The organism is Paraplanobispora takensis (assembly GCF_016863195.1).
GTDB classification, from domain to species: Bacteria; Actinomycetota; Actinomycetes; order Streptosporangiales; family Streptosporangiaceae; genus Planobispora; species Planobispora takensis.
Genome location: NZ_BOOK01000041.1, coordinates 85,169 through 107,153 on the forward strand (window position 1 = coordinate 85,169; position 21,985 = coordinate 107,153).

General features: G+C 71.3%; 23 protein-coding genes and 1 riboswitch. Of the genes, 10 read left to right on the forward strand and 13 right to left on the reverse strand.

The annotated features are described in order from the left end of the window. The first annotated feature begins 49 nt into the window (after positions 1–49). The gene (locus Pta02_RS28550) at positions 50–1,471 is read left to right on the forward strand and encodes an amidase (RefSeq protein ID WP_203878047.1); all 1,422 of its coding nucleotides are present in this window, start codon (positions 50–52) and stop codon (positions 1,469–1,471) included. Between the two features lie 10 nt (positions 1,472–1,481). Here the strand turns inward: Pta02_RS28550 and Pta02_RS28555 are convergent, their stop codons facing one another. Continuing rightward, positions 1,482–2,438 carry a hypothetical protein gene (locus Pta02_RS28555; RefSeq protein WP_203878048.1) on the reverse strand — a complete coding sequence of 319 codons (957 nt, stop codon included), beginning with the start codon at positions 2,436–2,438 and terminating at the stop codon, positions 1,482–1,484. Between the two features lie 167 nt (positions 2,439–2,605). Continuing rightward, a complete protein-coding gene (gene pepN / locus Pta02_RS28560) occupies positions 2,606–5,170 on the reverse strand; it encodes an aminopeptidase N (protein ID WP_203878049.1) in 2,565 nt (854 codons plus the stop codon). A gap of 222 nt (positions 5,171–5,392) precedes the next feature. Here pepN and Pta02_RS28565 point away from each other — a divergent pair, with 222 nt between their 5' ends. Together Pta02_RS28565 and Pta02_RS28570 are read left to right on the forward strand one after the other, a co-directional pair. Then, the gene (locus Pta02_RS28565) at positions 5,393–6,013 is read left to right on the forward strand and encodes a mycothiol-dependent nitroreductase Rv2466c family protein (RefSeq protein WP_203878050.1); all 621 of its coding nucleotides are present in this window, start codon (positions 5,393–5,395) and stop codon (positions 6,011–6,013) included. Positions 6,014–6,248: 235 nt separating this feature from the next. Continuing rightward, positions 6,249–7,658 carry an aldehyde dehydrogenase family protein gene (locus Pta02_RS28570; RefSeq protein ID WP_203878051.1) on the forward strand — a complete coding sequence of 470 codons (1,410 nt, stop codon included), beginning with the start codon at positions 6,249–6,251 and terminating at the stop codon, positions 7,656–7,658. Between the two features lie 16 nt (positions 7,659–7,674). Here the strand turns inward: Pta02_RS28570 and def are convergent, their stop codons facing one another. Beyond that, positions 7,675–8,163: a peptide deformylase gene (gene def, locus Pta02_RS28575; RefSeq protein WP_203878052.1), complete on the reverse strand. Its 489-nt coding sequence runs from the start codon at positions 8,161–8,163 to the stop codon at positions 7,675–7,677. A 98-nt stretch (positions 8,164–8,261) separates the two neighbouring features. Here def and Pta02_RS28580 point away from each other — a divergent pair, with 98 nt between their 5' ends. Then, on the forward strand, positions 8,262–8,729 hold the full coding sequence (locus Pta02_RS28580; RefSeq protein WP_203878053.1) for a ribose-5-phosphate isomerase: 468 nt from the start codon (positions 8,262–8,264) through the stop codon (positions 8,727–8,729). A gap of 88 nt (positions 8,730–8,817) precedes the next feature. On the opposite strand, the gene Pta02_RS28585 is transcribed toward Pta02_RS28580, so the two are convergent. Then, on the reverse strand, positions 8,818–8,976 hold the full coding sequence (locus Pta02_RS28585; protein ID WP_203878054.1) for a hypothetical protein: 159 nt from the start codon (positions 8,974–8,976) through the stop codon (positions 8,818–8,820). A 111-nt stretch (positions 8,977–9,087) separates the two neighbouring features. Further along, positions 9,088–10,317 (reverse strand): GNAT family N-acetyltransferase, encoded by a 1,230-nt coding sequence (locus tag Pta02_RS28590; protein WP_203878055.1) that lies wholly within the window; start codon positions 10,315–10,317, stop codon positions 9,088–9,090. A 118-nt stretch (positions 10,318–10,435) separates the two neighbouring features. On the opposite strand from Pta02_RS28590, the gene Pta02_RS28595 reads away from it, so the two are divergent. Both Pta02_RS28595 and Pta02_RS28600 read left to right on the forward strand, forming a co-directional pair. Then, positions 10,436–11,551, forward strand: a complete 1,116-nt coding sequence (locus tag Pta02_RS28595) for a PP2C family protein-serine/threonine phosphatase (protein ID WP_203878056.1) — start codon at positions 10,436–10,438, stop codon at positions 11,549–11,551. A 207-nt stretch (positions 11,552–11,758) separates the two neighbouring features. Further along, positions 11,759–11,932 (forward strand): hypothetical protein, encoded by a 174-nt coding sequence (locus tag Pta02_RS28600; RefSeq protein ID WP_203878057.1) that lies wholly within the window; start codon positions 11,759–11,761, stop codon positions 11,930–11,932. A gap of 302 nt (positions 11,933–12,234) precedes the next feature. Here the strand turns inward: Pta02_RS28600 and Pta02_RS28605 are convergent, their stop codons facing one another. After that, the gene (locus Pta02_RS28605; protein WP_203878058.1) at positions 12,235–12,840 is read right to left on the reverse strand and encodes a response regulator transcription factor; all 606 of its coding nucleotides are present in this window, start codon (positions 12,838–12,840) and stop codon (positions 12,235–12,237) included. Between the two features lie 187 nt (positions 12,841–13,027). Between Pta02_RS28605 and Pta02_RS28610 the strand changes: the two genes are divergently transcribed. After that, positions 13,028–14,332: a M50 family metallopeptidase gene (locus Pta02_RS28610; RefSeq protein WP_239131294.1), complete on the forward strand. Its 1,305-nt coding sequence runs from the start codon at positions 13,028–13,030 to the stop codon at positions 14,330–14,332. Between the two features lie 50 nt (positions 14,333–14,382). After that, entirely contained in the window at positions 14,383–14,901 is a 519-nt protein-coding gene (locus Pta02_RS28615) for a MarR family winged helix-turn-helix transcriptional regulator (RefSeq protein ID WP_203878060.1), read from the forward strand. Positions 14,902–14,913: 12 nt separating this feature from the next. Here the strand turns inward: Pta02_RS28615 and Pta02_RS28620 are convergent, their stop codons facing one another. After that, complete coding sequence (locus Pta02_RS28620; RefSeq protein ID WP_203878061.1) at positions 14,914–15,420, reverse strand: DinB family protein; 507 nt, start codon at positions 15,418–15,420, stop codon at positions 14,914–14,916. A 148-nt stretch (positions 15,421–15,568) separates the two neighbouring features. Here Pta02_RS28620 and Pta02_RS28625 point away from each other — a divergent pair, with 148 nt between their 5' ends. Next, positions 15,569–16,306, forward strand: coding sequence for a hypothetical protein (locus Pta02_RS28625; RefSeq protein WP_203878062.1), 738 nt, complete (start codon positions 15,569–15,571; stop codon positions 16,304–16,306). A 68-nt stretch (positions 16,307–16,374) separates the two neighbouring features. Here the strand turns inward: Pta02_RS28625 and Pta02_RS28630 are convergent, their stop codons facing one another. The 5 genes from Pta02_RS28630 to Pta02_RS28650 form a co-directional block, all read right to left on the reverse strand. Beyond that, positions 16,375–17,121, reverse strand: coding sequence for a CHAP domain-containing protein (locus Pta02_RS28630; protein WP_203878063.1), 747 nt, complete (start codon positions 17,119–17,121; stop codon positions 16,375–16,377). Positions 17,122–17,385: 264 nt separating this feature from the next. Beyond that, positions 17,386–18,378 (reverse strand): coiled-coil domain-containing protein, encoded by a 993-nt coding sequence (locus Pta02_RS28635; protein WP_203878064.1) that lies wholly within the window; start codon positions 18,376–18,378, stop codon positions 17,386–17,388. 3 nt (positions 18,379–18,381) lie between these two features. After that, a riboswitch (cyclic di-AMP (ydaO/yuaA leader) is annotated at positions 18,382–18,517 on the reverse strand. Between the two features lie 73 nt (positions 18,518–18,590). Continuing rightward, positions 18,591–19,670 carry a galactose-1-phosphate uridylyltransferase gene (galT, locus tag Pta02_RS28640; RefSeq protein WP_203878065.1) on the reverse strand — a complete coding sequence of 360 codons (1,080 nt, stop codon included), beginning with the start codon at positions 19,668–19,670 and terminating at the stop codon, positions 18,591–18,593. Further along, complete coding sequence (locus tag Pta02_RS28645; RefSeq protein ID WP_203878066.1) at positions 19,667–20,467, reverse strand: DeoR/GlpR family DNA-binding transcription regulator; 801 nt, start codon at positions 20,465–20,467, stop codon at positions 19,667–19,669. Before Pta02_RS28645 ends, galT begins: the two co-directional genes overlap by 4 nt. 83 nt (positions 20,468–20,550) lie before the next feature. Further along, positions 20,551–21,147, reverse strand: coding sequence for an HD domain-containing protein (locus Pta02_RS28650; RefSeq protein ID WP_203878067.1), 597 nt, complete (start codon positions 21,145–21,147; stop codon positions 20,551–20,553). A 98-nt stretch (positions 21,148–21,245) separates the two neighbouring features. Here Pta02_RS28650 and Pta02_RS42500 point away from each other — a divergent pair, with 98 nt between their 5' ends. Continuing rightward, on the forward strand, positions 21,246–21,323 hold the full coding sequence (locus Pta02_RS42500) for a 50S ribosomal protein bL37 (RefSeq protein WP_507763423.1): 78 nt from the start codon (positions 21,246–21,248) through the stop codon (positions 21,321–21,323). A 12-nt stretch (positions 21,324–21,335) separates the two neighbouring features. On the opposite strand, the gene Pta02_RS28655 is transcribed toward Pta02_RS42500, so the two are convergent. Further along, complete coding sequence (locus Pta02_RS28655; protein ID WP_203878068.1) at positions 21,336–21,905, reverse strand: TIGR03086 family metal-binding protein; 570 nt, start codon at positions 21,903–21,905, stop codon at positions 21,336–21,338. Positions 21,906–21,985 lie beyond the last annotated feature (80 nt).

A 21,985-nucleotide genomic window follows, 5' to 3' on the forward strand; every position in this document is an offset into this window, starting at 1 on the left:
TACATATCTCTCTAGATAACCTCGCCCGCCTGCGCCTACTGTGCGGAGCGTGGCTGACATACATGATCTTACCGCCCTCGAGCAGGCGGCGGCCGTACGGCACAGGGAGATCTCGCCCGTCGAGATCACCGAGCACTACCTCGACCGCATCGCGCGCCTGGACCCCGAGGTCGGCGCCTACGTGACCGTGACCCCCGAACTCGCGCTGGAGCAGGCGCACAAGGCCGAGGCCAGGGTGCAGGCGGGGGACGACGCCTCGCCGCTCCTCGGGGTGCCGATCCCGATCAAGGATCTCAACCTGGTCAAGGACGTGCCGATCCACTTCGGCTCGGCGACCTACGACGACTTCATCGCCCCGGTGGACGACAGCGTGGTCGAGCGGCTCAGGGACGCCGGGACGATCATGCTCGGCAAGACGGCCACACCCGAGTTCGGCATGCCGTGCTACACCGAGACCTCCGTCTCGCCGCCGACCCGCAACCCGTGGGACCTGTCCCGCTCGGCCGGGGGCTCCAGCGGCGGCGCCGCGGCCGCGGTCGCGGCGGGCCTGGCGCCGGCGGCCCAGGGCAGCGACGGCGCGGGCTCCATCAGGATCCCCGCCTCGGTCTGCGGGCTGTACGGCATCAAGCCCACCCGGGGCCGGATCAGCTTCGCCCCGATCATCCCCGACCTGGCCGGGCTGTCGACCAACGGCCCGCTGGCCAGGAACGTCGCCGACGCCGCCGCGCTGCTCGACGTGATGGCGCACAACAACCCCGGCGACCTCTACCACGCGCCGCCGCCGGAGCTCGGCTCCTTCACCGCCTACGCGGGCAGGGACCCGGGCCGGCTGCGGATCGCCCGCTACTGCGAGTCGGTCGTCCCCGGCGCGGAGCTGGACCCCGAGGTGCTCGCCGCCTACGAGCACGCCTCGGCGGAGCTGGCCGCCCTGGGGCACGAGGTGGTCGACATCGCGCCGCCGTTCTCGCCCGACACGGTGCCGCAGTTCGTCACGCTCTGGTATGCCTTCGCGTGCATGCACCCGGTGGACCTCACCAAGCAGGACCGGCTGCGCCCGCTGACCGCCTGGCTGCGCGAGCGCGGCTTCGCGACCCCGGCGCCCGACTTCCTCCAGGCCCAGTCGTCGCTCCAGCTCGCCACCCGGTTCGGCCTGATGGTGACCGACGAGTACGACGCGGTGCTCACCCCGACCGTCACCGCCCCGCCCCGGCCGGTGGGCTGGTTCGAGGACGTGGACGGGCCGGAGGAGACCTTCGAGCGGATGAAGCGCTTCGCCGCCTTCCCCGCCATCTACAACGTCAGCGGCCAGCCCGCGGTGAACCTCCCGCTGTACTGGACGGAGCAGGGCCTGCCGATCGGGGTCATGCTGGCCGGGCGCTTCGGCGGGGAGGGCACGCTGATCTCGCTGTCGGCCCAGGTCGAGGCGGCCCGGGGAGGCTTCTGGAACGGGCGCAGGCCGCCGGCCTGGTAGACCGGCCCGGTCAGGGCACCCGCTCCCGCAGCAGGGTCACCAGGTGGGCGGCGATGTCGTCCAGCAGGGCCGAGACCGGGACGGGGGCGCCGGCCACGGCGGAGAACAGGCTGGGCAGCCCCGGCAGGGGGAAGCCGTCCTCCTCCGTGGCCGCCTTGCCCACCTCGGTCTTGGCCAGCGCGAGCCGGCTGCGCTCCCAGGCCTCCAGGACCTCCTCGGGGGAGGGCACGCCGAAGCCGTGCCCCACCGGGGCGGCGTGGCGCAGCCGTACCAGAGGGGTGTCGGCGAAGGCCAGCGCCACGCGTGAGCGCAGGGACAGGTCGTCGCGGAGGTCGGGCGCGACCCACTCCATCGCGGAGCAGGGGTTGCGGCAGGAGGCGACGCAGGTGGCCAGGGCCCCGGCCACCTGGCTGTGCTGCCGGTCGAAGTAGGCCCGCCAGCCCTCGGCCGGCTCCCCGGCCACCCGCAGGCTCCGGTTGGCGGCCGACTGCTCGGCCTTGGTGTGGTCGCACTCGCGGTCGCCGATCACGCCGAACCGGCTGCCGGGCGCGCCGAGCCCCGCCGGCCAGCGGACCGGGTCGCCCGCGTGGCCGAGCACCGGCTCGAAGGCGAGCAGCGGGAGATACTCGCTGGCGATGTGCAGGGCGGCGACCATGGGGCTGAGTTCGCGCCGGTGCCAGCGGACCGCGATCACCTCCAGCAGCAGGCCGTAGGCCGGGCGCAGGGACTCCAGCGCGCCGCGCGGCTGCTCCCTGGGCGTCTGCGGCATGGTGCAGGCCCGGGCGCGCCGCCGCAGGACGGGCGGCACCTCACGCGCCTCGACCGCGAAGTCCTCCGCGTCGAGGGACAGCAGCCGCTGCCCGAACTCGCAGACCGCCATGATCTCCGGGTCCTCGGTGAGGACCTCCAGGTCGGCGAAGGCGTGTCGCCTGGCGAGTATGACCAGCAGGTCCTGTACCGAGTTCACGATCAGACGATCTCACGTTCTCCGAGGTCCTCGCGGGGGAGAGCGTGCCCGCCTCCCCGCGCCCGTCACCGGGAATGCTATGCGGGAACGGCGACGCCCCCGCCGTCGGCGGCGGGGGCGGGGGCGGGGGCGTCACACGGTCCCGTGCCGGTCGCACGGTCCCCACCTCAGGAGGAGGCGTCCTTGGCCTGGGCGCGCAGGGCGCGGCGCACGCCGTCGGCGCCCTCCACGAGCAGGCGCTTGAGCGCGTGCGGCGGCCGGCTCTCCTCGATCAGCCGCTCGGTCTTGGCCACCGTCTCCTGGGAGATCGCCAGCACCGGGTAGCAGCCGTTGGCGAAGCTCTGGGCGCTGTCGGAGGTCCAGGCCTCCCAGATGCGGCCGATCTCGGCGAAGTAGCGGTCGGCGTAGGGCTCCAGCAGCTCCGGGTGGCGCGGGTCCATGAAGCCGAGGATCGTCGAGCGGAGCAGGGCGCCGCTCAGCTTGCCCTCGGTCATGGTCTGCCAGGCGGCGGCCTTGGCCTCGGCCGTCGGGATCGAGGCCCGGGACATGGCGGCCGAGCGCTCGCCGGTGGCGGTGGCGTCGCGCAGCAGCTCGTCGGCGATCTGCTCGTCGCCGAACACGCCGCCGGAGACCAGGGCCTGGATGAGCGTCCAGCGCAGGTCCGCGTCGACGGTCAGCCCCTGGAGCACCGTCGTGCCCTCCAGCAGGCCCTTCAGGAACGTCAGGTCCTCCTCGGAGGAGGCCACCGCGGTGAGGGCGTTGAGATAGGCGAGCTGGTGGTCGGAGCCGGGCGCGGCCGTCTCGACCAGGGTGCGCAGCGCCGAGGCCTGCAGGGCCAGACCCCGGGTGCGCCAGGCGGGGTCGGCGTACTGCTGGGTGGCCAGGCGGGCCTGGCGGAGCACGGTCTGGGCGACGGTGATGTCCTTGATGGACTCGATGCCCGACAGCACCAGCGCGACGTAGTCGCGGGTGGACATCTCGGCGTCCCGGGTCATGTCCCAGGCGGCCGACCAGCACAGCGCCCGGGGCAGGGACTCGCGGAACTTGGCGATGCCGCCCTCGACCAGGGTGCGCAGCGAGCGCTCGTCCAGCCGGATCTTGGCGTAGGTCAGGTCGTCGTCGTTGAGCAGGACCAGGTCGGGCTGGACCTCGCCGACCAGCTCGGCCACGGCGGTGCGGGCGCCGACCACGTCGAGCTCCACCCGCTTGACCCGCACCAGGGCGTCGTCCTGCAGGGAGTACAGGCCGATGGCGACGCGGTGCGAGCGCAGCGTCGGATAGTCGGCCGGGGCCTCCTGCAGCACGGAGAAGCCGGTGAAGCGGCCCTCGTCGTCGACCTCGAAGGCCGGGCGCAGGGTGTTGACCCAGGAGGTCTCCAGCCACTCCTTCGACCACGACGACAGGTCGCGCCCGCTGGTGCGCTCGAGCGCCGACAGCAGGTCCGACAGCTCGGTGTTGCCCCAGGCGTGCTCGTTGAAGTAGTCGCGGACGCCGGCCAGGAAGTTGTCCAGGCCCACGTAGGCCACCAGCTGCTTGAGGACCGAGGCGCCCTTGGCGTAGGTGATGCCGTCGAAGTTGACCTCGACCGCGTGCATGTCGACGATGTCGGCGGCGATCGGGTGGGTGGAGGGCAGCTGGTCCTGGCGGTAGGCCCAGGCCTTCTCCACGTTGGCGAAGGTCGTCCAGGCGCCCTGGCCCCAGCGGGTGGCCTCGGCCTGGCACAGCACCGAGGCGTAGGTGGCGAAGGACTCGTTCAGCCACAGGTCGTCCCACCAGCGCATGGTGACCAGGTCGCCGAACCACATGTGCGCCATCTCGTGCAGGATCGTCTCGGCGCGGCGCTCGACGACGGCGTCGGTCACGCGCGAACGGAAGACGTAGTCCTCCAGGAACGTCACGCACCCGGCGTTCTCCATCGCGCCGGCGTTGAACTCCGGCACGAACAGCTGGTCGTACTTGCCGAACGGGTAGCGGATGCCGAAGATCCGGTGGAAGAAGTCGAAGCCCTGCCGCGTGATCTCGAAGAGGTTGTCGGCGTCGAGGTGCTCGGCGAGCGAGGCCCGGCAGTACAGGCCCAGCGGGATGCCGTCGTGCTCGGAGGTCACCTTGTGGTACGGCCCGGCGCACAGGGCGGTGATGTAGGTCGACATCACCGGGGTCGGCGGGAAGTGCCAGCGCCTGGCGTCCTGGAGCGCGCCGTGCTTGCCGCGGTGGCCCTCCAGATCCTCCATCCGGTCGGGCGCGGCGTTGGAGACGACCTCCCAGTAGGAGGGCGCGAGCACGGTCAGCTCGAAGGTCGCCTTCAGGTCGGGCTGGTCGAAGCAGGCGTACATGCGGTGCGCGTCGGCCGTCTCGAACTGGCTGTGCAGGTAGACGTTCTTGTCGACGGGGTCGACGAACCGGTGCAGGCCCTCGCCGGTGCGCATGTAGGAGCAGTCGGCGTCGACGCGCAGCTCGTTGTCCTCGGCCAGGCCCGGCAGCGGGAGCCGCCCGGTCTCCGGGTCGTAGGTGGTGACATCCAGCTCGACGCCGTTCAGGACGGCACTGCGCAGCCTGGCGCCGGCCAGGTCGATGAAGGTCTCCGCACCCGCGCGGTCGCTGGTGAAGCGGACCGTGGTGATGCTCTCGAAGCGCTCCTCCCCCTCGGTGAGGTCGAGCTCCACCGCATACGACTGCACGCTGAGCAGACGTGCGCGCTCGCGGGCTTCGTCACGGGTCAGATTGCCTGCCACTACCGCTCCCTCGTCACGACGTCCTTCGCTCCCTTGCGAAGGGCTGCCTGAATCCTGCCATGGGAGGCGGGAGAACGCCGCCCCGGAGGCGTACCCACCGAGTTGATCACTACATATGAGGATAAAAGGGACTGGCGTGGCAATAATCCGGCAACGGAATACGGGCGGAGGCCCTCAGGTTGTTGCGAGGCGGAATGTCTCCTTGACGAGGAAGTTGGACACATGACTGAGCGCACGCCGGTCGACCTCTGGTTCGACCCGTTCTGTCCCTTCGCCTGGATGACCTCGCGCTGGCTGCTCGAGGTGGAGAAGGTGCGGCCCGTCGAGCCGCGCTGGCACATCATGAGCCTGAACATCCTCAACGAGGACAAGGACATCCCCGACACCTACCGCGAGATGATCGCCAAGGCGATCGGGCCGGTCCGCGTGGTCGCCGCGGTCCAGGAGAAGTACGACTCCGAGACCGTCGGCCGCCTGTACACCGAGCTCGGCGTGCGGTTCCACAACCAGGGCAGGGTCAAGCAGCTCGACACCCTGCGCGAGACGGTCGAGGAGGCCCTGGAGGCCGCCGGGCTGGACCGCTCGTTCGCCGACGCCATGGACTCCGAGGACTACGACGAGTCGCTGCGCGCCTCGCACGACGACGGCATCAACCGGGTCGGCCAGGAGGTCGGCACCCCGGTGATCGCGGTCGGCGACGTCGCCTTCTTCGGTCCCGTCATCTCGCCCGCGCCCAAGGGCGAGGAGGCCGGCCGCCTGTGGGACGGCGTCCACGCGGTCGCGGGCTTCGACGGCTTCTTCGAGCTCAAGCGCTCCCGCACCCGGCCGCCGATCTTCGACTGAGCCGCGTGGCCGTGGCGGGGCGCCCGCCCCGCCACGGTGCAAGTCCAGACATCACGAGTTTTTAAGGATCCTGAGCATTTCCTCCGGATCTGGACACTTCGTCGTACGCTCCTGTCAGGAGGCGGCCCCGGGCCCGCCCCGGCGAGGGGTGTACTTACTGTGTGTAATGCATACGACACGCTGAGTAATCAATGGGGCTCTCGCCTTCTCACGTTCCGCGCGTAAGGATGAAGGCATGCGTCACCTTTACCTGAACGGAGCTTGGCAGGCCTCGGCCTCGGGCGAGAGCATCGACGTGGTCAACCCCGCCACCGAGGAACTGATCGATCGGGTGCCGGCGGGATCGCCCGCGGACGTCGAGGCCGCCGTGGCCGCCGCCAGGGCCGCCCTGCCCATGTGGTCCGCCACGGCCCCCGCCGAGCGGGGCAAGCTCCTGGCCGCCGCCGCCGACCTGCTGCACGAGCGAGCCGACCAGATCGCCAGGATCGTCTCCACCGACATGGGCGCCCCGTACGGCCTGGCGACGAAGGTGCAGACGCTGATGCCCGCCGGGGTCCTGGCCTCCTACGCGAGCCTGACCGAGACCTACGACTTCGACACCAAGAGGATCGGCAGCTCCTGGGTCCTGCGGGAGCCGGTCGGCGTGGTCGGCGCCATCACGCCGTGGAACTACCCGCTCCACCAGATCGTGTGCAAGGTCGGGCCGGCGCTCGCCGCGGGCTGCACGGTCGTGCTCAAGCCCAGCGAGGTGGCGCCGCTGGTGGCCTTCGCGCTGGCCGGGATCTTCGACGAGGTCGGCCTGCCCCCCGGCGTGCTCAACATGGTGAGCGGCCACGGGCCGGTGATCGGCGAGGCCATCGCCGCCCACCCCGACGTGGACATGGTCTCCTTCACCGGCTCCACCCGCGCGGGCCGCCGGGTCGCCGCGCTCGCCGCCGAGACGGTCAAGCGGGTGGCGCTGGAGCTCGGCGGCAAGTCGGCCAGCGTGATCCTGCCCGGCGCCGACCTGCAGACCGCGGTCAAGGCGACGGTGGCCAACGCCTTCATCAACTCGGGCCAGACCTGCTCCGCCTGGACCCGCATGATCGTCCATCGGGACCAGTACGACGAGGCCGTCGCCCTCGCCGCCCAGGCCGCCGCCAAGTACACCGTGGGCGACCCCTTCGACGAGGGCACCAGGCTCGGCCCGCTGGTCTCGGCCGTGCAGCGCGACCGGGTCGTGCGCTACATCAACCGCGGTCAGGAGGAGGGCGCGCGGCTGGTCGCCGGCGGCACCGACCGCCCGCTCGACCGGGGGTTCTACGTGGAGCCCACGGTCTTCGCCGGGGTGGAGCCCGGCATGGTGATCGAGCAGGAGGAGATCTTCGGCCCCGTCCTGGCGGTCATCCCCTACACCAGGGGCGAGGACGAGGCCGTCTCCATCGCCAACGGCACGCCGTACGGCCTGGCGGGCGCGGTGTGGGCGGACAGCGAGGACAACGCGGTCTCCGTGGCCCGGCGTCTGCGCACCGGTCAGGTGGCGATCAACGGCGGCCGGTTCAACCCGCTGGCGCCCTTCGGCGGCTACAAGCAGTCGGGCATCGGGCGCGAGCTGGGCGAGTTCGGCCTGGAGGAGTACCTGGAGACCAAGTCCCTCCAGATGTGAGGGCCGAAAGCGCCGGTCAGGGCGTCTGCAGCAGGACCTTCCGCGCGGCGTCCTTGGCCAGCCGGTCGACGTAGAGCGAGCCGTTCACGTGGTCGGTCTCGTGCTGGAGGCAGCGGGCCAGCAGGCCGCGGGCCTTGAGCCGGACCGGGCGTCCCAGCCGGTCCACGCCGGTGACGGTGACCCCGGCGGCCCGGGGGGTCCTGGCGTAGATCGGCTTGCCGGTGTCGCGGCCGGGGACCGACAGGCAGCCCTCCTCGTCGACCACCACGGTGTCGTCGTCGACCGTCAGCTCGGGGTTGATCACGTGCCCCTTGCGGTTGCTGCAGTCGTAGACGAACAACCGCTTCGACACGCCGATCTGCGGACCCGCCAGCCCCACACCGTCGGCGGCGTACATCGCGGCGAACATCTCGTCGATCAGGTGGCGCAGGTCGCGGTCGAATTCGGTGACCGGCTCGGCGGGCGTGCGCAGGACGGGATCCCCGATCACTCGGATGTCACGCATGTGGGGCTCTCTCTTGTAAGGGTTCCAATAGCGGACGGGCCATTACTCTAGCCGGGGTGGGCGTCGAGCGGGCCACCCATACCTGCGAAACTGGGCGGGTGCGTGTCTACATCGGTGCCGACCATGCCGGCTATGAGTTCAAGAACCACCTCGTCTCCTGGTTGAAGGAGCGCGGCCACGAGGTGACCGACTGCGGTCCCTTCGTCTACGACGCCGAGGACGACTACCCGCCGTTCGTGCTGCGCGCGGCCGAGGGCGTCGCCAAGGACCCGGGCAGCCTGGGGGTCGTCATCGGCGGCTCGGGCAACGGGGAGCAGATCGCGGCCAACAAGGTGCGCGGCGTCCGCGCGGCGCTGGCCTGGAGCGAGGACACCGCCAGGCTCGCCAGGGAGCACAACGACGCCAACGTGATCAGCGTGGGCGCCCGGATGCACCCGCAGGAGGAGGCGACCGGGTTCGTCGAGACCTTCCTGGCCACGCCGTACTCCGGCGCCGACCGGCACACCCGCCGCATCGAGCAGCTGTCGTCGTACGAGACGACGGGCGAGCTCCCGCCGCTGCCCTGACCGTGTCCCGGCTTCCCCGGCCGTCCGCTCCCGCGGGGTTCGGCGGGCGGGGCCACCGGGGCTGCCGGGGCTACCGGGGCTGCCGGGGCTACTTGGTGTCGCGGCCGCGGCGGGGCTGCTCCCTGCGCGGGGTCTCATCGCGCAGGGGGCGCCGGTCCGCGGCCTCCTGCTGCTCCTGGGAGGGCCGGGACACGTCCCGGGCCCGCATCGCGGTGAGCGAGGTGATCTGCAAGCTCTGCAGTGCCATGCCGCCACGATAACCCGCGGGCACACCCCTTTCGAAGGACGCGCGGGCGCGCCCGCCCCCGTCCGCGGCCCGGTCCCGCAAGACCGGGCCCGCTCAGGGCATCGGGCCCTCTCAGAACATCAGGCCCGCCCAGGGCGCCGGCTCCCACGACAGCGCGGTCGACAGCTCCCGTACGGCTCCCGCCCGCGCCTCGCGCACCACGCCCGCCTCCAGCAGCGGGGTGAGCGTCCGCCCGCCGAGATAGGCCGCGCCCAGCGCGCTCACCGGGAGCACGAGGTCGGCCGGGTCGTCCACCGGCACGCACCGGGCGCCGGAGGTGTCGGCCGACAGCCGCCAGCGGCGGGCGTTCCACGGGCAGACCGGGTCGTCGACCTCGATCACCACGTCCACCGGCGCCGAGTAGCGGCGCGCGGTCAGAGCCCGGTCGACGTCCACCACCCGGACCCACAGGTCGTCCACCCAGATCGCGTTGAGCCGGCGGGGGTCGGCCAGCAGGTGGATCAGGGGGTCGTCGGCGGGACGGTTCCAGGACTTGATGCGGGAGACCAGGTCGCGGTCGAGCACGTGCCGCCAGAGCAGCGCGTAGGCGGCCGGGTCGAGACCGAAGAGCTCGCGCAGCCGCAGTTCGCCGTCCGGCAGGCCCTGGTCGTTCCAGCTCGCCTTGATCCGGAACAGCGCGTAACCCCGCGGGCCGTCGCCGTCCTCGACCACGACGGCGCGCAGCGGCCCGGCGCCGCCCTGGTCGGCATCCTGGTCCGACAGCGCCGCGTCCCAGCGCGCGGGCGTGCGGGCGTAGAGCCCGGGACGGCTGCCGAGCACGGCGTCGAAGACCTTCTCGAAGATCCCCCTGGCCTCGGCGGGCTTGACGATCCGCAGCCGCAGCGAGGGGTCGGCCGGGGCGTGCGGAGCCAGGGCGCCGCCGTGCCGGGGGATGTCGAAGATCATGCTGTCGGCGGCCCTGCCGTAGCCGAACCGCCCGTAGATCACCGCCTCGGAGGCGTAGAGCGCGGCGACCGCCTCGCCCCGCTCGTGCAGGTCGGTGAGCTGACGCGTCATCAACGCCGACAGCACGCCCCGCCGGCGGTGCGAGGGGAGCACGCCCACCGCGGTGACGCCGCCGACCGGGATCGGGCCGCCGGGCACCGTCATGGTGAAACTGCACACCGCGGTGACGCCCACCAGCTGGTCACCGTCGTAGGCGCCCAGGGAGCGCTCGAACTCGGTGTTGCCCTTGAACAGCTCCGCGCGGTGCGGGGGGATGGTGCTGCCGAACGCCTCCTCGTCGACCGCGAGCCAGTCGGACCAGTCGGCCTCGGTCATGGGGCGCAGGGTGAAAGTCATCTTCCCTACGGTAGGTGAGCCGTACCCCGGCGGCCATTCAATATCCGTGCCCGATGATCTAGGCGTTGGTCAAGTGGACTGCCCAAAGCAGGGGTGGAGCGCTACAGTCAGGCGCATCATGAGTTCCCGTCCGGTGCCGTTGATCCCTCCAGGGCTCCGTGCGTTCCTGGTGCGGGTCCCCTTCCTGGTGCCCACGGTGCGGTTCCTCCGTCGCGGACCGCTGGCCCGCGACCGCAACCTGATGATCACGCTGATCGTGCTGAGCCTGGCCCTCGGGGGCCTGGCCGCCCGGGTCTCGGCCGAGTGGTTCTCGCCCGCCCTCATGATCCCGATCATCCTCGTCGGCGGTCTCCAGCTCCGGCTGCGCAGCCTCGCCACGCTGCTGTCGGCGATCGCGGTCGCGCTGGTCTACGTGGGCGTCACCGGCGGCTTCGGCCGCATCGGCCCGGGCCTGCTGGCGGCCTTCGGCTTCACCTCCGTGCTGGCCGGGGTGATGGCCCGCACCCGGGGCAAGCTCGGCGTGCAGGGACTGCGCGGCGACGTGATGCTCCTCGAACTGCGCGAGCGGCTCAAGAAGCAGAGCGAGCTGCCCCAGCTGCCCAAGGACTGGGGCACCAAGGTGGTGCTCAAGCAGGCCGGAGGCTCCTCCTTCGGCGGCGACTTCCTGGTCTCCTCGCGCGAGGGCGACACGGTGGAGCTGGCCCTGGTCGACGTCTCCGGCAAGGGCGTCGACGCCGGCACCCGGGCGCTGATGCTCTCGGGGGCCTTCGGCGGGCTGCTCGGCTCGGTGAGCGACTTCCTGCCGGTGTGCAACGCCTACCTGCACCGCCAGCGCGAGGCCGAGGGGTTCGTCACCGCCGTCCACGTCCGGCTCAACCTCGCCACGGGCGAGTACGTCATCACCTCGGCCGGTCACCCGCCGGTGGTCAAGTTCGAGGCAGGCACCGGCACCTGGCGGGTCTCGCCGGCCAAGGGCGTGGTCCTGGGCGTCGTCCCGGACCTGCACTGCGAGCCCGACCAGGGGGTGCTCCGCAAGGGCGAGGCGCTCATGCTCTACACCGACGGGCTGATCGAGCAGCCCGGCCGCGACATCGACGCCGGTCTCGACCGCCTGCTGGGCGAGGCCGAGCGCCTGCTGCCCTCGGGGTTCTCCGCCGGGGCCCGCAACCTGGTGAACTCCATGTCGGCAGGGCACAACGACGACTGCGCCCTGATCCTCATCTGGCGGCCCTGACCTCGGACACGAACAGTGTTCGAGTGGATGCGCATCGTGACAAATCACATGGGTGCCATCGTGCAGCTGGTCACTGGCGAGCGGATAACCAGACTGGGATTCTCATATCAGTTATCCAGATGAATGCCGAAGACCCGGGGGATTCTCCGGCAACGGGGTGAAAAGGAACTGCATACCGTGGAGAGACGATCCGGACCCTGCCGTCTCGTGGAGTCCCACGATGATGCCGCGGGGCACGGGGTGCCGGGCCCGAACGGGCTGCCGAAGCGCGTCCCCGGAGAGGCGAGGCGGCGCATCGACGTCACCGACCGGGGGAGTGGATGGGCCTTCGTAGCCGATCTCGACGGCGAGGACACCCATCACGACCTGCCGGCCGCATAGCCGACGATCACATCGCTGATGGTGCGAGCACTGAAGATTCCGGGCCCCGGGGAACGGCGCGGTTGTTCCGGAGTCCGGAATCTTCAGTGGTCGCACCGGCCGCAGCCGGTGTGCCGTTGCTCACACTCTTTCACGTGCGAAGCTTCCAGGTGGTGCGTTCATCGATATCCGTGGCCACGACCGATCGGGACGCCCGCTGTCCCGTCATGGGACGCCCGGCCGGTACGGCGCGGCGCGACCGGTCGTCGTGGCACAGCCGGTCGTCAGAGCCGGTCGTCGCGGCGGATCGTCGCAGCGGACCGTCACAACCAGCCGGCCTCGCCGGCGATGCGCACCGCGTCGAGCCGGTTGCGCGCCCGGGTCTTGCACATGATGCGTGACAGGTGGTTGCGGACCGTCCCCACGGACAGGAAGAGCTCCTCGGCGATCTCGTCGGACCGCGCGCCCCGCGCGGCCAGCCGGAGCACGTCCAGCTCCCTGGGGGTCAGGGGGGTCTCCTCCGGGCCCAGGGCGGCCACCGCGAGGTCGGAGTCCACCGCCCGGCGGCCGGCCGCGACCCGGCGCACGCCGTCGGCGACCTCCTGGGTCCCCACCTCCAGGCTCATGAGCCCGAGTGCGTGAACGGCGAAGGCGCGGCGGACCTGGCCCGGGGTCGGATGCCGCGACAGGATCAGCACCCGGCAGGAGGGAACCCTCTCGTGCAGCCGGAGCGCGGTGGAGAAGCCGTCGGCGCCGGGCAGGTCCAGGCCGATGACCGCCGCGTCCGGCTCGTGCCGCAGCACGGCGGAGACGACGTCCTCACCGGTGTCCAGGTCGGCCACCACCTTCAGGTCGGCCTCACCGTCCAGCGACGTCACCAGGCCGAGGCGGACCAGGGGAAGCTGCTCGGCGACCAGGATCCCGATCAAGGCACCCTCCCGGATGACGTGTCACGTGGTGACCGTGTGATTGCTGACCGTTAACAAAGTGTCTCCATTCGGCAAAGCATGTGCAAGTCACCCGGCTGGAAGGCTTGAGGTGAAGGCCGATGGAGAGGTCGGTATGTCGGCTAGTCTCTTATGGGGCATTGTTGATGAATCCGCTACTGGGGGACCTGTGGACTGGCCTTTCCTGATCGGAGTGGTCATCTTCCTCGTGGGGTTGATGGTCTCGATCGGCCTGCACGAGATCGGCCATCTGGTTCCGGCCAAGAGGTTCGGCGTCAGGGTCACGCAGTACATGGTCGGGTTCGGCCCGACGATGTGGTCGCGGCGCAAGGGCGAGACCGAGTACGGCATCAAGTGGATCCCGTTCGGCGGCTACATCCGGATGATCGGCATGCTGCCGCCCCGGCGCACCGACGCCCCCGGAACGGTTCGCTCGGTCTCCACCGGTCCCTGGCAGGGGCTCATCGAGAGCGCCAGGGAGGTCGCGCTGGAGGAGGTCCGCCCGGGCGACGAGAACCGCGTCTTCTACCGCAAGCCCTGGTGGCAGAAGGTCATCATCATGGCCGGCGGTCCGGCGATGAACTTCGTGCTGGCCTTCATCCTGTTCGCGATCGTGCTCATGGGCTTCGGGATCACGGTGCAGAAGCCGCAGATCTCCGCGGTCCCGGAGTGCGTGAAGACCGCGGCCGAGTACGCCGAGAACCCCAACTGCACCTCCGCCGACCAGGCCAGCCCCGCCGCCGCGGCCGGGCTGCGGCCCGGCGACGTCATCGTGGCGGTGGCGGGCAGGCCCGTCACCACCTGGGAGGCGGCCACCCGGGCCATCCGCGGCAACGGCGCGGGCCCGGTCGAGATCGGGATCGTCAGGGCCGGGCAGAACGTGACCCTGAACGCCACGCTCATCGCCCAGGAGCGCGAGTCGCTCGACGAGCCCGGCAAGATGGAGCGGGTCGGCTATCTCGGCGTCAGCCCGACGCAGGTCATCGAGCGGCAGAGCTTCGGCGCCGTCGTCGCGCACATGGGCGACCTCACCTCGCGGACCGCCGCCTCGCTGCTGCGCTTCCCGGAGAAGATGGTCGGGGTCTGGCACGCGGCCTTCTCCGGCGAGGAGCGCGACAAGAACGGCCCCATCGGCGTCATCGGCGTCAGCCGCATCGGCGGGGAGATCGCGGCCTCCGACGCCCCGCTGGAGAACAAGATCAGCATCTTCGTCAGCCTGCTGGCGAGCTTCAACCTGGCGATCGGCATGTTCAACCTGATCCCGCTGCTCCCGCTGGACGGCGGGCACATCGCCGGCGGCCTCTGGGAGGGCGTCAAGCGCGGCTTCGCCCGCGTCACCCGCAGGCCCGAACCGGCGCACGTGGACATCGCCAAGGTCCTCCCGCTGACCTACGTGCTGGCCTTCACCATGATCATCATGGCCGGTCTGCTCATGTACGCCGACCTGGTCAACCCGATCCGGCTGGCCGGCTGACCCTCCGGCGGGTACGGCGCGCACGCCGTACCCGCCGATATGGTTGCCCCGTGGAAGAGGGCACGCCGGGGGCGGCGATCGATGTGGCACTGTTCCGGTTGCGCCGGATCTGGGCGCGTCCCCTGCGCGCGCGCAAGGCCGCCGAACCGCAGCGGCCGGTCCAGATGTCCAACGTGATGGTCGTGCACGCCGTGCACAAGCTGAGCCTGGACGTCCCCGAGGTGACCGTGGGGGCCGTCGCCGAGCAGCTCGACGTGGACCCCTCGACCGCGAGCAGGCTGGTCAACGACGCCATCGCGGCTGGCCTGGTGGAGCGCGAGGAGTCCTCCGTCGACGCCAGGCGGGCCCGGCTGGTGCTGACCGGCGCGGGCGGCCGGGTGCTGGAGGCCGTGGTCCGCTATCGGCGGGCCTACCTCGACGGCCTCATGGCGGAGTGGGACCAGGCCGACCGCGAGGCCTTCGCCCGCCTGCTCACCCGCTTCGCCGAGGCGGCCATCGCCTGCCCGGCCGACCTCACCGGCCTCGACCGTGTGATCGCCGAGGCGCTGTCGCCGCGGCCGGGTGGGTGACCCCGGCCGGGCCTACTCGCCGGTGACGCCGTCGATCTGCTGGCGGATGATGTCGGCGTGGCCGTTGTGCCGGGCGTACTCCTCGATCATGTGGACGAGGATCCAGCGGAGCGAGACCTCCTCGCCCCGGCGCAGGGACTTGCCGATCGTGTCCAGGGAGAGTCCGGCGGAGAGCCCGCGGGCGTGATCGATCTCGGCCCGCCAGCGGGCGAAGGCCTCCTCGGCCGACGCGTCGGCGATGTCGTCGAAGTCCCCGTCGGGGTTGTCGTCGGTCCAGTAGAGCGCCTTGGCGCCCTCGCCGTTGAAGATGTTGCGGAACCAGTGCCTCTCGACCTCGCTCAGATGGCGGACCAGGCCGAGCAGGGAGAGCGTGGAGGGCGTGGAGGGGCGGAGCCGTAGTTGCTCCTGCGACAGGCCCTCGCACTTGACGGCCAGGGTCTCGCGGTGCCAGTCGAGGAAGGAGTGCAGGACGGACGCCTCGTCGGCGACGAAGGGCGGATCTACGCGGTTGTCAGTCATGGGGGCCCATCCTGTCCCAGCAGCTGTCCGCTGTCATGTCATTTCTCCCTCTTTGAGGGAGGAGTCTTTTTCGCTCGGGCGGTGAGGTCCCTCCACCGGGATCGGGCGGTACGGGAACCCGCTGGGGGCGGGCGGTGTACCTGTGGGCATGAGAAGAATTCTGCTGATCCTGGCGATCGTCGTCCCGGTGCTGGCCTTGGGGACGCCGGCGCAGGCGGGCGGGTGGGCGATCACCCTCATGGACCCCGTCCCCGGGGTCCGCCCGGACACGACCTACACGGTGGGCTTCTGGCTGCTGCAGCACGGCACGCACCCCTACTACGGTGACGACCTGGGCGAGGTCGCCCTGGAGTTCACCAGCGAGAAGAAGACCGTCCGCTTCACGGGCACGGAGCTTGCGGAGCCGGCCCACTACGCGGCGGCGATCTCCCTGCCCGCGGGCACCTGGCAGGTGAAGGCGATCCAGGGCTGGTTCGCGCCCCACGAGGTCGGCACCCTCACGGTGCCGGGCGACCTGAAGATCGCTCCGCTCCCGATCGAGTTCCGGCGGATGGTCGAGGGCCAGGAGGACAGCCGCATGGACTACTGGGGCGTGATCCGCCCGCCGGGCATCCCCCCGGGCAAGTATCCGCGCGCCTCGACGTCACCGGAGCCGGCCGCCACCCCCGCGGCCTCCGACGCCGCGTCGGCCACTCCGGCCCCCGCCGGGGGCGCCGCGCAGCCGCCGGGCGACGCCGCGGACGCCGCCGGGTCACCCGGTGACACGACCACGGTCGCGGTCGTCGAACCGGCGGAGTCCTGGTGGCGCCCGCCGTACACGGTGGCCGCCGTGCTCCTGGCCGCCGTCGCCCTCGCGGTCCTGACCCGTCGCGCCCGCCGGCGTTGACCGCGCCCGGCCCGCCGGTGTCGTCCGCGCCCGGCCCGCCCTTCCCGCCGGTCGTGGGGGCTCGCGGTCTATCGCGCCGCCGGGCCGGTGGTCGGGCGGGGGCGGTCTCCCGGGTAGTCCGGGTAGCCGTAGCCGATGACCTCGGAGGCGTCCCGGACGCGTTGCTCGACCCGGCCGCGGTCGGTGTTGCCCTCGATCGTGGTGATGGTGCCGTCGCCGTTGTCGCGCTTGACCAGGCCCATGTGGTCGATGCGGTAGATGCCGGAGCCGCCGTCGTCGTCGAGGTCGAAATAGACGAGGGCGCCAGGTCTGGCGGTTTCGCCCCAGCGGTCGCGGTCCTGGAACCACCCGGCCCAGGCCACGGCGTAGGCGTCCGCGCCGACCGTGCGCCGCAGGCCCAGCTGCGCGCCGGCCCAGGAGATGAACATCGCGCACCAGGGGGCGTCGGTGTACTTCTCCATGACGCCGCCGTCGCGGGCCAGGGTCTCCCAGGCCCGCGCCGAGTCCATGTACCAGGCGTGGAACTTGGTGCCGCCGCCGTCGGCGTCCTCCTCGACGCCGATCTGCCCTTCGGCCACCCGGATCATGTCCGCCGCCGTCACGCCCGTACGGCGCGGGGCCCCGGGGCCGGGTGCCCGCGCCGCGGCGGGGGCCGCGAGCGCGGGACTGGCCTCGGCGGAGGTCCGGGCGAGGGCGTACGGCCCCAGCGCGGGGATGCCCACGGGGGCCACTCCCGCGGCCAGGGCCACGCCCGCGGCGGCGCGCAGCAGGCGGGTGGGGAGCAGGAGCTGGCTGGAATCGCGGTACTCGGTCATGGTGGAGGCCCATCCATGTCTGCCGGGTCACGTGCGGGCGCCTCTCACGGAGAGGCCGGGCGGCTCGGCCGTTCCTTCCTCCGGGACCCGTCGCGGGCCGGGCGGGACCACCGCCCGGCCGACTATCCCGATCGACTCATATGTGACCTTTTATGGCACTTTGTCGGAATTCATCGGCCAGTCTAGCAGCGGGGGCAAGCGGAAGGGATCAAGGTCCGGCGGTCGGGCGCACACACCGGGGCGTCGCACGACCGCCGCCGCGTCTCAGTACATGGAGATGTGCGGGTGGTCGTAGTGGTTGGCGGTGACGCCGCCGCGGTCGGACATGAAGCGCCAGCCCGATCCGTGGTTGATGCGCTGGCGCCAGATCACGTACTTCACGCCCAGCTTGCCCTTGTTCTTGAGCGCCCAGGCGGCGATCTCGTCGCCGAGCTTCATGTTGGCGGCCGTGGGCATCGCGCCGCCGGTGCTCATCATGAAGTCGCAGGCGCGGCCGAGCGGGTGCTCGCCGCCGTCGTTGACCGGCCGGTAGCAGCCCACCGCGTACGGCAGGTTGAAGCGCCGCATGATGGCGTCGCGCATGTTCCTGGTCCGGTCGGTGATGTTGTCGGATCCGTTGGGCAGCTGCGGTAGCCAGCTGCCGTCGGAGCGGCGGCCCGAACCCAGCGGGACGAGCTTGTCGAGCTTGCGCTTGATCTCCTCGATCAGGTCCTCGGCGTCCTCGCGCTGGCCCTCGACCTCGTCGGCCTCGTGGCGGATCTCCTCGGTGAGGTCGGCGGCCCGCTTGACGGCCTGCTTCCTGCGGTCGCGGCTCTGCGCGAAGCCCTCCAGGTAGGCGCTCTGCTGGGCGGTCAGCTGCTCCATCACCGCGGCGGCGCTCATGTCGCCCTCGCCGCCGCCGAACGGCAGCGCCGGCAGGCCGCCGGAGCTGCTCTGGTAGCGGAGCTGGACGATGGAGTCCACCTCCTGCTTGGCGGTGGCGTAGGTCTCCTCGGCCTTGCGCAGGTTCGTCTTGGCGACGCCCTCGGCCTTCTGCGCCTTGCGGAGGGACTCGCGCTTGGCCGCGTAGGCCTCGATGAGCTTGTCCACCCGCTTGTTGAGCTTGGACAGTTCCTTCCTGAGCTCGGCCTCGGTCGGCTTCGGGGCCGCGCTGCCCTCGGTGGGGACCCCGAGGGCGAATCCGAGCGCCGAGAGCAGGCAGACGGCTACGGCGACCCGGTGGTGGAACGTGGGGGACGCGGGGGACGCAGCCGCCACGAACTCTCCTCTCCTTCAGCCGACCGGGTTAGCTGACGGGTTCGGACGGGAGGTCGTCCTTCCACATGCGTGGTTCACCCCAATTGCGGTGGTTCCCCGGTTCTTGGGCAAGGTGCCCAAGATTAGGCATATCAGCTGTTAAAGCCGACGTGCTGAAGGATAGTAGTGGTAAACCTATGGTCATGCGACTTCAAGCCGATACAAAGCAGTGATCAGCTTGTGACAACAGCGCGCAAAAGACGTGCTGCCTCCTCCGGCAGGACATCGTTCACGAATGCCCCCATAGCCGACTCCGAGCCGGCGAGGTACTTCAGCTTCTCCGGCGCCCGCCGGACGCTGAACACCTCCAGGTGCGTGTAGGCCAGGTCCCTGCCGGAGTTCACCGGCGCCTGGTGCCAGGCCGCGACGTACGGCATCGGCACGCCGAACAGCCCGTCCAGGCGGCGCAGCACCTCGGTGTAGAGGGGGCCGAAGGCGCGGCGCTCCTCCGGCTCCAGCCCGCCGAGGTCGGGGACCCGCCGGTGCGGATAGAGGTGCACCTCGAACGGCCAGCGGGCCGCGGCCGGGACGAACGCGGTCCAGTGCTCGTTGGCGGCGACCACCCGTACCCGCGCCTCCCGCTCGGCGGCCAGCACGTCGGCGAACAGGTTGCGCCCGGTCCGGTCGCGGTGGCGCCCGGCGGCCCCGAGGGTGAGCTTGGTGCGCGGCGTCACATAGGGGTAGGCGTAGATCTGGCCGTGGGGATGGGCCAGCGTGATGCCGATCTCCGCCCCCCGGTTCTCGAAGCAGAAGACCTGCTCCACGCCGGGGATCGCCGACAGCTCCGCCGTACGGTCGATCCACGCCTCCATGACCAGCTCGACCTGCCCGGGGGAGAGCCGGGAGAAGGAGGAGTCGTGGTCGGAGGTGAAGCAGACCACCTCGCAGCGCCCGATGCCCGCGCGGACCTCGCTCAGCCCGCCCGCCTGCTCGTAGTCGCCGATCTGGGCGGAGAAGGAGGGGAAGCGGTTCTCGAAGACGACCACGTCGTAGGAGGCCGAGGGGACCTCGGTGAGGTGGCCGGGGGAGGAGGGGCACAGCGGGCACTCGTCGGCGGGGGGCAGGAAGGTACGGCCCTGCCGGTGCCCGGCGATCGCGATCCACTCCTCGGTGAGGGGGTCGTAGCGCAGCTCGGAGGCGACCGGCCGGGCGGGCAGCTCCCGCGTGTCGACCGCGCCGCGGTCCGCGCCGTCGTTGCGGTCGAAATAGATCAGCTCCCGGCCGTCGGCCAGGTGGGTCAGGGTCCGCTTCACTGCTCCGCCACCCGGCTCTCCGGCGCGCTCTCGGCGATGATGAGCTCTCCCGCCCGGGAGGAGAGCTCGTCGCGGGCCTCCTCCGGCAGGCCGGAGTCGCTGATGACGACGTGGGCCTCCTCCAGTCCGGCGATGGTGCTGATCCCGACCGTCCCCCACTTGCTGTGGTCGGCGGGCACCACCAGGCGGTGCGCCGAGGCGACCAGCTCGCGGTTGGTCTCGGCCTCCAGCAGGTTGGGGGTGGTGAACCCGGCCCTGACGCTCATCCCGTGCACGCCCAGGAAGAGCGTGTCGACGTGGAGCCCGCGGATCGCGGCCACGGCGACCGGGCCGACCAGGGCGTCGGAGGGGGTGCGCACGCCGCCGGTCAGCACGACCGTGCGGTCCGGACGGGGGGAGCGGTGGAAGACGTCGGCGATGCGGATCGAGTTGGTGATGACGGTCAGCTCGGGCACGTCGGCGATGAGGTGGGCCAGCGTCCAGGTGGTGGTCCCGGCCGACAGGGCGATGGCGGTGCCGGGCCGGACGAGCGTGGCGGCCTGGCGGGCGATCGCCTCCTTCTCCGCCTGCTGGCGCACCGACTTGGCGGCGAAGCCGGGCTCCTCGGTCGAACCGGGACCGGCCGCCGTGGCGCCGCCGTGGACCTTCTCCAGCAGGCCGCGCTCGGCCAGGACCTCCAGGTCCCGGCGGATCGTCATGTCGGAGACGCCGAGGTCGCGCACGAGGTCGGCGACCCGTACACCCCCGTGGTTGCGCACCCGCTCGAGGATCGCCTGCTGCCGCTGTTGGGCCAGCATCCACCCACTCCTTAATCAAACATCTTCCTCCAAATTACCACAAACGACTCCAAGAGTCGTGTTGGATTGTGCGGAATAATCCCTCACAACCAGTCAAGCTCCGCGTGAAGGTTGCGCCGGGCCGCCTCCTCCAGCCCGGCCACCCGGAAGATCGCGGGCAGGTCGAGCAGCGAGCGCAGCACCGCGGCGCGGCCGGTGCGGAAGGCCTCGTCGGGTACGAAGGCGTACTCCTCGCGCACGGCCGCCGTGTAGGCGGCGTAGACCTCCGGCGGCGAGGCCAGGATCGCCAGGTCCGCGTCCGACAGCACGGCGCCGTCGGCGTCGCCGGGCTCGGGGTCATGGGTGATCGTGAGCCTGACCAGCCGGGCCACCGTGGCCACCGCCTCCGGGTCCAGGCCCAGCTCGGGCAGGGCCCGCTCGGCCAGCCGCGCGCTGCGCTCCTCGTTGTCGCCGCGCCGCGGGTCGTAGACCGCGTCGTGGAACCAGGCGGCGAGCCGTACGAGGCCGGGGTTGCCGGCGTGCCCGGCCAGGGCGTCGACGTGGTCGAGCACCGCCTCCAGGTGGGCGGTCGTGTGGTATCTGCGGTGCGGTTCGCCGTACCGGGCGATCAGGTCCAGTCCCAGACGGTCGGCCTCCGGACCGGCCAGTTCCCGCCAGCGGTCCAGCAACTGTGAGCTCATGGCGGGAGCTTAGGGTCTCTCCTGCTTTGGGCCTTGTACGGCATGCCTCCCGGGAGGACGGTGGAGACCTGATCCCCGCGGACGAGAGGCGGCCGAGAATGGCGAGACGAGCACGCAAGGCCCGGGGCCGCAAGAAGAAGAGGGCCAACCACGGCAAGCGCCCCACGGCCCGCTGAGGCTGCTGAGGCTCAGGTGCGGCGGCCCCAGGAGGCCAGGAGCCTGGTCTGGGGGTCGGGGTCGGGAGGCAGCGGCTGCTGCTCCCCGATGACCCCCGCCTGGCGATAGCCGTCCTCGGCCCCGGCGAACCAGTCGGCGCAGGTCTCGACCAGCTCGGGATCGAGCCGGTCGTCCGCGCCGATCGCGCGGGCCAGGTCCCAGGTGTGGATCAGGGCGTCGGCGAACAGCTCGGTGATGTACTCCTCGCCCGGCACGTCGCCGAAGGACAGGTGGGTGACGCAGGTCAGGGAACCTTCGGCGCTCGCCGCGTGCACGGCGGCCGAGGCCGCGGCGTCGAAGGCCTTGCGGGGGTCGTCGCCGAGCAGATCGCCGTCGTAGGTGTCGCCGAGCTCGGCGACGGTGCGTCCGGCCAGGAGTTCGGGGACCCAGAGGCTCTCGCCCACCACGTGGTTGACCAGGGCGTGGACGTCCCAGTCCACGCACGGCGTCGCGTTCTCCCACTGTTCCGGTGCGATCCGGTGGACGAGAGCGCCGAAATCGTCCAGCGCGCGGCGGTAGGCCTCGCGGATGTCGATGATCATCGTGCCCTCCCGAGTCGTCAATCCGACCGTAACCTCTGGGCGGCCAGTAGTCAGCGCACTCGTTGGACATGACCGGTCGG